The organism is Bradyrhizobium sp. LM2.9 (genome assembly GCF_054056555.1).
Map to the genome: position 1 here is coordinate 380,123 of NZ_JBSRYJ010000002.1, position 11,069 is coordinate 391,191.

The following is an 11,069-nucleotide window of genomic DNA, read 5'->3' on the forward strand; positions in this document are numbered from 1 at the left end:
GAGAGAGCGCGGGGATGCGGATCGAAGATATCTGCGGGCATCAGGCCTGCACGCGGCGGGGAGCGATGGCATGAGCATGCATCGCTTGTTCGCCGAGCAGCTCCGCTGCGCCACCGACGCAACCGGACGGGTCGATCTTGCCAAGCTGGGCGAGCTCGTCAGCGCTGCCTATGAGGTGAGCGACCGCGAACGCCAGCGAATGACCGACGCGCGAGCACACACGCATGACGAAGTCGAGCAGGATTTGTTGCGGACCCAGGAGTTCCTCGACACCATCGTCGAGAATATCCCGATCGCCGTGTTTGCGAAGTGCGCCAGGGATTCGCGCTATATCCTGCTCAACCGCGCTGGCGAGGACTATTACGGCGTGCCGCGCGAACAGATGTTGGGCCGGACACCTGAGGAGATTTTTCCGGCCGACGTCGCCCGAATGGTCAACGAGCAGGATCGTCGCGTCGTCGCCAGCGGCATGCCGATGTTCCTCGAGGAGCATCTGCTTGAAGTCGGCGTCAAGGGCCACGATCGCGTCGTCAATTCGCGCAAGATGCTGATCACGGACGGCGCCGGCGATCCGCAATATCTGGTCGGCGTCATCGAGGATGTCACCGAGCGCATCACCACTCAGGAACGGATCAGCCACCTCGCGCGTCATGATGCCTTGACCGATCTGCCGAACCGCAGCGCGTTCAATGCGGCGCTGAGCGAGCGGCTGGAACGGGCGCAGGAGGCGTCGACCAGTTTTGCGGTGCTCAGCCTCGATCTCGACCGCTTCAGGGAAGTCAACGACGTGTTCGGCCATCCCGTCGGCGACATGTTGATGCGCGCGGCGGCCGAGCGCCTTGCAGCGGAAGCCGATAGCGCCTTCGTCGCCCGCATCGGCGGCGACGAGTTCATGGTCCTGGTGCCGGACGATGTCTGCCGCGAAGAGGTGCTGACGCTCGGCGAGCGTCTCGTCGAGGCGATCGGTAACGAGCTCGAGGTCGACGACTATCTTTCCCATGTCGGCCTGAGCGTCGGCATCGCGCTCTACCCGGATGACGGCGTGGATGCGGCCACGCTGCTCGCAAACGCCGATTCCGCGCTCTATCGCGCCAAGCGCGAGGGCAGGGGTACGGTGCGTTTCTTCGAATCCGAGATGGACCGGGAGCTGCGCGACCGCAGGTTGCTGTTGCACGACCTGCGGCAGGCGGTGGAGCAGAACCAGCTCTTCGTCTACTTCCAGCCGCAGGCGCGGATCAACGGCGAGGTCATCGGCTTCGAGGCGCTGCTGCGCTGGAACCACCCGACGCGGGGTTTTGTGCCGCCCGACCAGTTCATTCCGCTCGCCGAGGAGAACGGTCTGATCATCCAGATCGGCGAGTGGGCCTTGCGGGAAGCGTGCCGCGAGGCGGCGTCGTGGCCGCGGCCGTTGCAGGTGGCGGTCAATCTGTCGCCGGTCCAGTTCCAGGCTGGCGATCTCGAAGGCTCGATCCACCAGATCCTGCTGGAGACGGGGCTTAGCCCGACGCGGCTCGAGGTCGAGATTACCGAGGGCGTGCTGATCGGCGATTTCACCCGCGCGCTTAATCTGCTGCGGCGGCTGAAGGCGCTCGGCATCCGCATCGCGATGGACGATTTCGGCACCGGCTACTCCTCACTGTCCTATCTCCAGTCGTTTCCGTTCGACAAGATCAAGATCGATCGCAGCTTCATCTCCAATCTCGAGGCGAGCCCGCAATCGGCCGAGATCGTCCGCGCGGTTTTGAGCCTCGCGCACGCTCTGCATATCCCGGTCGTCGCCGAGGGGGTGGAAACGGAAGCGCAGCGCGCCTTCCTGGCGCGCGAGGCCTGCGAGGAGATGCAGGGCTATCTCATCGGCCGGCCCGAATTGATCGAGTGCTATCTCGACGTCGTCGGCGTGACCGTGGAGCGGCGCCTCTACGCCTAGCCGTTGGCCTGCGACAGGATTTCGAGCGTCAAGTCCGCGCTGATTGGAACTTTCGCTCGAATACGCATTTCCTAGACGCAACCGAGCCGGGCGCGCTGCGGGCGCAGCAAATGTTTTGCACGACCGCCATCGCCCTGACGCAAATAAGGGCCATAACCCCTGTGAACGCGAGGGAGGCTCTCATGGAGAACGTACGTCGTTACCGCGCGCTGGCGTCCCTCTGTCGTCAGCAGGCCGCCTACCGGCCGCTCCAGAACTGGGAACTGCTCGGCCAGGCCGAACATTTTGAATATCTCGCCGAAGTCGAACTCAAGGCACATTACGATGCGTGCAATGCGCAACATGACGAGGACGCTGTCGCGGCCACGGCGTGGGAGAGGCCTGCCGCGGCGTGACATTTCGTCCGGCCTCCGTGTCTTCTTTGCCAAGATTTAATCGCGTGGACGGGACGCCGTAAGGTGGCGACCGCCATGTTGGGTGCAAGGCGACTTACCCAACATGGACATATCGACATGAACGATCGCGTCAATTCCGACACCACCACGTCCCGCAAGATCCTGAGGCCGCGCCGGCTCGCGCTGCTCGGCACCGTGGCCGCGCTTGGCCTGGCCGTGCTGGCGACTGCTCCCGGCTCTTCGCCGTTCAGCGCGACCTCCTTCATTGCGCCCGCCCAGGCCGCGGAGACCGCCACGACACCGCAGGGCTTCGGCGATCTCGTCAGCAAGGTCAAATCCGCCGTCATCTCGGTGCGGGTCAAAATCGACCAGGACAGCGAGAAGAGCGCGATGCTGCAACAGAACCGGATGGATTCGGACGAGGCGACGCCGTTCGACCAATTCTCACGGCAATTCGGCTTCGGTGGTCCGGGTGGCATGAACGGAATGCCGCGCCAGCGCCACCAGACGATCACGGGTGAGGGCTCCGGCTTCTTCATCTCCGCCGACGGCTATGCCGTGACCAACAACCACGTCGTCGACCACGCCGAGTCGGTGCAGGTGACGATGGATGACGGCCAGACCTATACCGCGAAGGTGGTCGGCACCGATCCGAAGACCGATCTCGCGCTGATCAAGGTCGAGGGCAAGAAGGATTTTCCGTTCGTCAAGTTCTCCGACCAGAAGCCGCGCATCGGCGACTGGGTGGTCGCGGTCGGCAATCCCTTCGGCCTCGGCGGCACCGTGACCGCCGGCATCGTCTCGGCCAGCGGCCGCGACATCGGCAACGGTCCCTACGATGACTTTATCCAGATCGACGCACCGATCAACAAGGGCAATTCCGGCGGTCCGGCGTTCGACATGAATGGCAACGTGATTGGCGTGAACACCGCGATCTTCTCGCCCTCCGGCGGCTCGGTCGGCATCGGCTTCGACATTCCGGCTTCGACCGCAAAGCTCGTCGTCGCACAGTTGAAGGACAAGGGCGCGGTGACACGCGGCTGGCTCGGCGTGCAGGTGCAGCCGGTGACATCGGATATCGCCGACAGCCTCGGCCTCAAGGAGGCTCGCGGCGCGATCGTGGACAATCCGCAGGACGCTAGCCCGGCAGCGAAGGCGGGCATCGAGGCGGGCGACGTCATCACCGCCGTCAACGGCACCGCGATCAAGGACTCCCGCGATCTCGCCCGCACTATCGCTACGCTTGCACCGGGCACGTCCGTGAAGCTCGATGTCGTCCACAAGGGCGACAGCAAGACGGTGACGCTGGCGCTCGGCGAATTGCCGAACGAGCGGCAGGCTAAGGCCGACGAGGGCAAGGCGCAGCCGGATGCCGGCACGCCGCGTCTCGGGCTCAGCCTGGCTCCGGCCGGCGACGTCCAGGGCGCCGGCCAGAAGGGCGTCGTCGTCACTGAAGTCGATCCGCAAGGGCCGGCCGCGCAGCGCGGCATCCAGACCGGCGACGTCATCCTCAACGTCGGCGGCAAGGCCGTCGCCAATATCGGTGATGTCCGTTCGGAGCTGGCGCAGGCGAAATCGTCCGGCAAGCGCAGCGTGCTGCTGCAGATCAGAAACGCGCAGGCGACCCGATTCGTCGCGGTGCCGCTCGCATAAGTCGAACGTCGATCCGCGCAAATCCAAAAAGGCGGCCCACGGGCCGCCTTTCCTGTTGTGTGCCGAGTATGAACGACAGCTTGGAGGTGGAAGTCCTCTATCCAGCCTGATGGCGGCGAAGGATTAGCGAAGCGCAAGGGCGTCATCGTGAGGTGGGGTCTGAAGACAGCGTGGAGCAAAGCCGCGGCCCGATGGACAAGCACCGGATAACGAGGCCTACCCGGCCGGACGAGCGAGCAACTGATCGCGAAGTCCACAGTCATCAAGGACCGGGGTGGTAAATCCGGCGGGGGTGCGGTGAAGGCGGTCGGTCTTACCTCGGGAGGTCTGTGCTGTGTCCCGGCAACGGGACTGAGGCCGTCGCAAGGCGGCCTGACCGCAGTGCAGAAGTCAGCCGAGGGCATAGTAGGCGGCGGCGCGCTGCCGAAGGCCTGAACGGTGGAAGAGGCCAGTAGAGCGGTAATCTCGTGCGAGCCATGCGGCAGAAGAAACAGATCGAACTGAACTTGGGCACCGGAGCGAGGGGTGAAGCCCCGAAGGCCGCCGCCCAAGAGGCCGAAGCACGTGCGGCGAAAGCCAGTCTCGAACGCCCGGCGGTCGCAGGGCCGTTGATGGAAGCAGTGGTCGAGCGTGAGAATCTGAAGGAAGCGTTGGCGCGAGTGAAGCGCAATAAAGGTGCGGCAGGCATCGACGGCATGTCCGTTGATGAGCTGCCGACCTACCTGAAGGAGCACTGGCCCACGATCCGAGCCCAGTTGCTGGAGGGCACCTACAAGCCGCAACCGGTACGACGCGTCGAGATACCGAAGGCATCGGGCGGCACTCGGCCGCTCGGCATCCCCACGGTGCTCGATCGCTTCATCCAACAGGCGGTACTGCAGGTGCTGCAGGCGGATTGGGACGGAACGTTCTCCGGAACGAGCTTCGGCTTCCGGCCGAAGCACTCGGCGCATCAGGCTGTGGAACAGGCGCAGGCGTACATCGCGTCCGGGCACGGCTTTGTCGTGGACATCGACCTGGAGAAGTTCTTCGACCGGGTCAACCACGACATCCTGATGGGGCTGGTTGCCAAGCGGGTTGCTGACAAGCGCCTCCTGAAGCTGATCCGCGGCTTTCTGACCGCGGGCGTGCTGGAAGGGGGACTGGTCAGCGCGACGGAGGAAGGTACGCCGCAAGGCGGCCCGCTCTCGCCGCTGTTGTCGAACCTGATGCTGGATGTGCTGGACAAGGAGCTGGAGAAGCGCGGCCACCGCTTCGTGCGCTACGCCGATGATTGCAACATCTATGTGCGCAGTCGAAAGGCCGGCGAGCGGGTGATGGCCGGCATCGAGAAGTTCCTCGAAAAGCGCCTCAAGCTGAAGGTCAACAAGGCCAAGAGCGCGGTTGCCAAGCCGAGCGTCCGCAAGTTCCTGGGCTTCAGCTTCACAGGCGGGAAGGAGCCGCGGCGGCGTATCGCACCGCAGGCGATTACCCGCTTCAAAGCGAGAGTCCGGGAGCTGACGCGACGCACGTGCGGACGAAGCCTCGAACAGATCGCCAAGGAGCTGTCCACTTACCTTGTCGGCTGGCGCGGATACTTCGGCTTCTGCCAAACCCCGTCGGTGTTGAGCGCACTCGATCAGTGGATCAGGCGGCGGTTGCGCGCCATCGCCTGGAAGCAGTGGAAGCGTGGTCGCACTCGCTTTGCCGAACTGCGACGCCGTGGTGTCGGCCGGGATCTGGCGGCTCAAACTGCCGGCAGCCCACATGGCCCTTGGCGGTTGGCGGCGAGCCCTGCGCTTAACATTGCCTTGCAAACTGTCTTCTTCAGGTCACTCGGCTTGGCTTCCATCGCGGCTCCGAGACCCGCATAATAATCCACCGAACCGCCGTATACGGACCCGTACGTACGGTGGTGTGGGAGGGGCGACGCCGCGAGGCGTCCCCCTATCCCGATTGCCTTCAGGATTCCGGATGGCCGCCGATAACATTCTCGTTAACGGCAGAGAGGATGACCCGGTTCGTCCGAAAAAGCCGTGTTCGCTCATCACAATTGCGGATCTCGTATGGAGTCGGCGGCAATGAAGCCGCCGGGACGATTGCAAGCGTGGAACTTCGAACTTGCCGCCGCTGAGCTAGCTGGCCGGCAGTTCGCATTTGATCGGTGCCGACATGGATCGATTGAAGCTCTCGCTGAGGACTGCGCTGCTCGTGGCGCCATTCGTGCTGTGGGGTGGAAACGCTCTCGGGCGCGACGACGGCCGCTACGCGGACTCACCCCTCAAGCCGTGGTTCGACGGCCTGCGCAGCCATCTCGGTCCGTGCTGCTCGGATGCGGATGGGTTTGCCGTCGCCGATCCCGACTGGGACTCGCACAACGGGCATTATCGGGTGCGGCTTCGACGGGGAGTGGGTGGAGGTCCCGGACGAAGCCGTGATCACCGAGCCGAACCGGGCCGGCCGAACCATGGTGTGGCCGGTGAAGACCGCGTTTGGCGTTTCGATCCGCTGCTTCATGCCGGGCAGCATGACCTGACAGAGTTCAGCGCGACTATCTGGAGGATTTGCGCTTCGATGTTTTCTTCGACGTTTTCTTCGAAGTTTTCCTGGACGTTTTCTTCGAAGTCTTCTTCGTCTTCTTGGAGGTCTTCTTCTTGGAGGTCTTTTTCGCGGCCTTCTTCGGGACCTTCTTGCCCTTCTTGCGTGCCTTCGACAGGCCGATCGCGATTGCCTGCTTGCGGCTCTTCACGCGTCCGCCTCGACCGCCAGGTCCGCTCTTCGCGCTGCTCTTCTTGTAGCGTTTCACCTCGCTTTCGACATCGCTGCCGGAGCTGCGCGAGTAGCGGCGCTTCTTTGCCTTGCGTGCCATGCATGTTCTCCCTTGGCCGGGGAGAACCATCCGCGACAGGCATGGTTCCGAAAGCGGGCAGGCAACGTCCTGGATTGAGCGGACAGCCTAGGGTCTGTTGGGATTCATCTGGAGTTTATCGCGGCCGCGGCCAGATAGATCATTGAAGTGAAGCTCTGGTCGGTCTTGTCGGCGCGCATTGCGATGCGCTTGAATTCCTTGAGCTTGCCGAAGAAGTTCTCGATGAGATGCCGCCATTTGTACATCTCCTTGTCGATGGCGAGAGGCTGTGCACGGCGCGGATGCTGGGAGATGACGACTTTGGCGCCACGCGCTTCGAGTTCGGCGATGATGGCGTTGCTATCGAAGGCCTTATCAGCGATCAGCGCGTTGAAGGCCAATCCCTCGATGAGCGGCGGCACGCCCACCGTATCGAAACGCTGTCCCGGCAGGAGCACGAAGCGCACGAGATTGCCGAGCGCATCGGTGAGCGCCAGAATTTTGGTGGTCATGCCGCCTTTCGAGCGGCCGATCGCCTGGCTTTGCGTCCCTCCTTTTGCGCCCTGACCGTGGCGGTGGACCTTGACGATGGTGGCGTCGACCATGGCGTATTCCATGTCGGGATCGTCGGAGATGGCCTCGAACAGCCGCTTCCAGACATCCGCCTTCACCCAGTCGCGAAAGCGCGTGAATGTGCTATTCCAGTGGCCGAACATCGCCGGCAGATCCCGCCAGGGACTGCCGGTTCGGGCGATCCACAGAACGGCCTCGACAAACAGTCGGTTGTCCTTGCCGCTGCGGCCCGGATCTCCCGGCTTGCCAAGACAATGCGGCTCCATCTTCGCCCATTGGGCGTCAGTCAAAACGAATCGGTCCATCCCAAGCTTGAATCACAACCAAGCCCCGATGAGAATCCTGAATCCCAACAGACCCTAGAACGAATTCGCCAGCTCGATCTCCGCTTCCAGCACCTGGATGCGCCGTGCTGCCTCACTGGAGGACAGGTCCCGCGCATATTGCGCGGGTTGATAGGCCTCTTCGCTGAGCCGTTTCAGCCTGAGGCCCTGTGTCCGGGTCATCTGCTCTGTGAGGAAAGCCCTGGCATCGTATTTACCCTGAACCTGCATGTCGCTTCTCCGGACCTGAAATCGTGACTTGACTATATGTTCTTATTTTGTTCTAACAAGTCATGGACAACAGAATTAATGAAATTCGACGTAAAATCAGTGCGTTGAGGCTGGAAATGGCCGATGTCGAGGCGTCCGTGCGCGAGCTCGTCGACCGCGATCGCGACTGCACGGAGAAGGCCCTGGCGCAAATGGATCTGCGCTGGAAAATCAATCTTCTGATCGGCGAATGGAAGGCTGCAGGTGGCGGCGATGTCCTGCCGGATGTCCGCGACAGGATGCGCCTTCGTTCCGCGAAGAAAGCCGGCAATCCCGTGCGTGCTATCGCGCGCCATTGAAAGCTTTGGGAGTGTGCCGTGGAAGAAGACCCGGCGACGTACCGGATCTTGAGACTGCGCGCCGAGATTCTCGAACTGGGCTCGGCCATCCGGCAGCTGCAACGCGAGGGGCTCGACGACGCCGCGGCCCAGCTCCTGATCGTGCGCAAGAGCGGACAGCTCGATCATCTCGTGAAATCAGATCGTGCGGGCTGTCATCCCGACCTCACCGGCGGCCGTCGTTGAAGCGTACGCGCGCAGGGCGACATGCGGGCTTGTCGATGCCGGAGGTTGGCGAAGCGGCCTGAGAAGGGTTCAGCAAAGCAAAAAGGCCCCGCGATGGCGGGGCCTCCTTGAATTTCGCCGAGCAGCTACTTGGTGTTGCTCATGCCACCCTTGTTGTGCGTCATGGTGCCGCCCTGGTCGGAGCCGGGGCCGGAGCCGCCCTGACCGGAGGGATCGGCGCCCTTGGAGGATTTGGTGTTGGCGCCCGTGGTCTGCGACGACGACATGGAGGATCCATGTTTCGCCTTGTGCGACTTTGCCTGCACGGCGAACGGCGCGGCGGCGAGGCCGGTTGCCAACATCACGGCGAGGGCGAGCTTGGTTGTCTTCATGGGGGAACTCCCTGAGTTGAATTGACGCAGGCAGCCAACCGCGCTCGGTCACAGGAGTTCCGAACACAGGAGCTCCGCTGCATCACGCACCCTTCAAGATTCCTTGTCCTCTGCGAGGATGAAGACGACGCCGGTGAGTGTCGCGCCGATCGCGAATGTCGTCGCCAATGTGAGGGCGAAAGCGACAGCGGCCTGGCTTCCGCCGTGGCTGAGCAGGTTGGCGACGGCTGGATTGGTCAGAACGAGCACGAGGCTGAAAGCGAGGCCGAGGGCTGCGCCCATCATCGCATGCGTCATCAGCTTGACGAGGCCGCTGGGAGAGATCAGGTCCGACGACTTTTTCGTGCGCATGGAACTCTATCCCGATCTCGCATCCAACGCCTGCGACGCTCGCCGGTTCCATCCGGATGAAGGAATTGTCATTGCCCGCTTCATCCGACGTTCATGCCGGCTTTGCGAGGATGAACACGTCACACCACGGGAACATTCGATATGGATAAGGTGGTCTTTCTTTACCGCTCGCTGGCCTATCGCAACGCCGCCGCGGACATCCTGGGCAAAGCGCGCAAGCTGCCCCGCGGCGCGGAGCGAAGTGCTGCTCGCCGCTATGCAAAAGCGCTGCGCGAGCTCGCCCGAACGGAAGCCTGGCTCGAAGGACGCGTCGCGCGCGAACCGCGTCCGGCGCAGCGCATGACGAATGCGTCCTCCGGCTAGCCGGATGCGCGCTGCAATTCGGCGGAGCTGGCGTCTTCGAATTTGCCTGGTGTCGTTGTCGCGGCAGTCTTGCGAATCAACGGCACCTCCAGGCGGCACAGCAGGCCCTCGGCGCGCCAATCGAAATGCGCTTGTCCACCGAGCTGGGACTCGACGCTCGCAAGCAGGCTCCGCGTGCCGAAGCCGCGGGACTTCGGGGGCCTGACAAGCGGGCCGCCGGTCTCCTCCCAGGTCAGCGTGAGCAGCTCGTCCTCGGCCTGCCAGCCGATCGCGAGCCGTCCCGACCGCGTCGAGAGCGCGCCATACTTTGCCGAGTTGGTGAAAAGCTCATGCAGCGCCAGTGCCAGCGTCTGGGCGGTCGCCGGCAGCAACTGAACTTCGGAGCCTGCCAATTTGATCTGGCCGCCGAGGGAATAGGGCGCAAGCTCCTCGTCGATTAGCTTCGAGAGTTCGGCGCCCTGCCAACTCGACAGCGACAGGATCGTATGCACGCGCGCCAGTGCATTAATCCGCCCCTCGACGGCGTTGACATAGGCCTTGACCTCGTCCGCGCGGGTGAGGCGCACGATCGATTGCGCCAGTGCCAGCGCGTTCTTGGCGCGATGATCGACTTCCCGCGCCAGGAGGTTCTGCCGCTCCTCGGCGCGCTTGCGTTCAGTGATGTCCACCGTCACGCCGCTGACGCGCAGAACCCGACCGCTATCGTCGGCCGTGGCGGCGGCCGTGCCGACACACCAGCGCACATCGCCGTCAGGCCGCACGATGCGGAACTCCGTTTCATAGGCGCGCGTGCCCTTGTTGAATTCGCCGATCGCCTTGCGCAACTGATCGACCTCATCAGGATGCAACAGCGCCTGAACGTTGGCCGGGTTCACCTCGAAGCTCTCCGGGCCAACGCCAAAGATGCGATACTGCCCCTCGTCCCAGATCCAGTCGCCGGTAATCCAGTCCCAGTCCCAGGAGCCCATCTTGCCGGCGGCGATCGCCATGCTGCGCCGCTCTTCGCTCTCGCGCAGCTTTGCGGTAGAATTCTCAAGCTCGGCGGTACGTGCACGCACGCGGTCCTCGAGATCCTGGTTCAGCCGTTCGAGCTCGCGCGTCTTGCGGTAGAGTTCGGCAAACACCTTGACCTTGGCGCGCAGCACCTCCGGCACGACCGGCACCGGGACGTAGTCGACCGCGCCCATCTCGTAGCCGCGCAGGCGGTCGATGTCGCTGACTTGAATGGCCGAGATGAAGATCATCGCGGTCTTCTGGAAGCGCGGATGCTCGCGGATCATCGCGGCAAGTTCGAAGCCGTCGAGTTCGGGCATGCAGACGTCGACCAGGATCACCGCGATCTCGGTCTTGAGCAGCACCTCCAGAGCCTCCCGACCCGACGAGGCGATCACGAGATTCTCGCCCAGATCCTTCAGGATCACCTCATAGGCGAGCAGCTTGGCCGGCTGGTCGTCGACGAGGAGGATGTTGACCTTTTGGTGGTCCATACGGG

At 63.4% G+C, this 11,069-nt stretch carries 13 protein-coding genes and 1 pseudogene; 8 read left to right on the plus strand and 6 right to left on the minus strand.

Features of this window, described 5'->3' with window-relative positions; all coding sequences use genetic code 11:
- Positions 1-70 precede the first annotated feature (70 nt).
- The 5 genes and pseudogenes from ACVWW3_RS03285 to ACVWW3_RS03305 all read left to right on the plus strand — a co-directional run bounded on the left by ACVWW3_RS03285 (position 71) and on the right by ACVWW3_RS03305 (position 6,490).
- The gene (locus ACVWW3_RS03285; protein WP_456650937.1) at positions 71-1,927 is read left to right on the plus strand and encodes a putative bifunctional diguanylate cyclase/phosphodiesterase; all 1,857 of its coding nucleotides are present in this window, start codon (positions 71-73) and stop codon (positions 1,925-1,927) included.
- A gap of 182 nt (positions 1,928-2,109) precedes the next feature.
- Positions 2,110-2,322 (plus strand): hypothetical protein, encoded by a 213-nt coding sequence (locus ACVWW3_RS03290; protein ID WP_354045930.1) that lies wholly within the window; start codon positions 2,110-2,112, stop codon positions 2,320-2,322.
- A gap of 117 nt (positions 2,323-2,439) precedes the next feature.
- On the plus strand, positions 2,440-3,975 hold the full coding sequence (locus ACVWW3_RS03295; RefSeq protein ID WP_354045932.1) for a Do family serine endopeptidase: 1,536 nt from the start codon (positions 2,440-2,442) through the stop codon (positions 3,973-3,975).
- 476 nt (positions 3,976-4,451) lie between these two features.
- Positions 4,452-5,828 carry a group II intron reverse transcriptase/maturase gene (ltrA, locus tag ACVWW3_RS03300; RefSeq protein WP_247446101.1) on the plus strand — a complete coding sequence of 459 codons (1,377 nt, stop codon included), beginning with the start codon at positions 4,452-4,454 and terminating at the stop codon, positions 5,826-5,828.
- A 298-nt stretch (positions 5,829-6,126) separates the two neighbouring features.
- A pseudogene (locus ACVWW3_RS03305) lies at positions 6,127-6,490 on the plus strand (hypothetical protein).
- 15 nt (positions 6,491-6,505) lie between these two features.
- Here the strand turns inward: ACVWW3_RS03305 and ACVWW3_RS03310 are convergent.
- The 3 genes from ACVWW3_RS03310 to ACVWW3_RS03320 form a co-directional block, all read right to left on the minus strand.
- Complete coding sequence (locus tag ACVWW3_RS03310) at positions 6,506-6,823, minus strand: DUF6496 domain-containing protein (RefSeq protein ID WP_456650936.1); 318 nt, start codon at positions 6,821-6,823, stop codon at positions 6,506-6,508.
- A gap of 104 nt (positions 6,824-6,927) precedes the next feature.
- On the minus strand, positions 6,928-7,680 hold the full coding sequence (locus ACVWW3_RS03315) for an IS5 family transposase (protein ID WP_456671868.1): 753 nt from the start codon (positions 7,678-7,680) through the stop codon (positions 6,928-6,930).
- Between the two features lie 54 nt (positions 7,681-7,734).
- Positions 7,735-7,929, minus strand: coding sequence for a DUF3072 domain-containing protein (locus ACVWW3_RS03320; protein ID WP_247327823.1), 195 nt, complete (start codon positions 7,927-7,929; stop codon positions 7,735-7,737).
- A gap of 116 nt (positions 7,930-8,045) precedes the next feature.
- Here ACVWW3_RS03320 and ACVWW3_RS03325 point away from each other — a divergent pair, with 116 nt between their 5' ends.
- Positions 8,046-8,267 (plus strand): hypothetical protein, encoded by a 222-nt coding sequence (locus ACVWW3_RS03325; protein ID WP_247441920.1) that lies wholly within the window; start codon positions 8,046-8,048, stop codon positions 8,265-8,267.
- 18 nt (positions 8,268-8,285) lie between these two features.
- Positions 8,286-8,492 carry a hypothetical protein gene (locus ACVWW3_RS03330; protein ID WP_247347972.1) on the plus strand — a complete coding sequence of 69 codons (207 nt, stop codon included), beginning with the start codon at positions 8,286-8,288 and terminating at the stop codon, positions 8,490-8,492.
- A gap of 125 nt (positions 8,493-8,617) precedes the next feature.
- Here the strand turns inward: ACVWW3_RS03330 and ACVWW3_RS03335 are convergent, their stop codons facing one another.
- Entirely contained in the window at positions 8,618-8,863 is a 246-nt protein-coding gene (locus ACVWW3_RS03335; protein ID WP_247347973.1) for a hypothetical protein, read from the minus strand.
- A 93-nt stretch (positions 8,864-8,956) separates the two neighbouring features.
- Positions 8,957-9,214, minus strand: coding sequence for a hypothetical protein (locus ACVWW3_RS03340; RefSeq protein ID WP_247347974.1), 258 nt, complete (start codon positions 9,212-9,214; stop codon positions 8,957-8,959).
- A gap of 141 nt (positions 9,215-9,355) precedes the next feature.
- On the opposite strand from ACVWW3_RS03340, the gene ACVWW3_RS03345 reads away from it, so the two are divergent.
- The gene (locus ACVWW3_RS03345) at positions 9,356-9,577 is read left to right on the plus strand and encodes a hypothetical protein (RefSeq protein WP_456650935.1); all 222 of its coding nucleotides are present in this window, start codon (positions 9,356-9,358) and stop codon (positions 9,575-9,577) included.
- On the opposite strand, the gene ACVWW3_RS03350 is transcribed toward ACVWW3_RS03345, so the two are convergent.
- Positions 9,574-11,064: an HWE histidine kinase domain-containing protein gene (locus tag ACVWW3_RS03350; protein ID WP_354105140.1), complete on the minus strand. Its 1,491-nt coding sequence runs from the start codon at positions 11,062-11,064 to the stop codon at positions 9,574-9,576. The two genes, ACVWW3_RS03345 and ACVWW3_RS03350, sit on opposite strands and share 4 nt — an antisense overlap.
- Between the last annotated feature and the right edge of the window lie 5 nt (positions 11,065-11,069).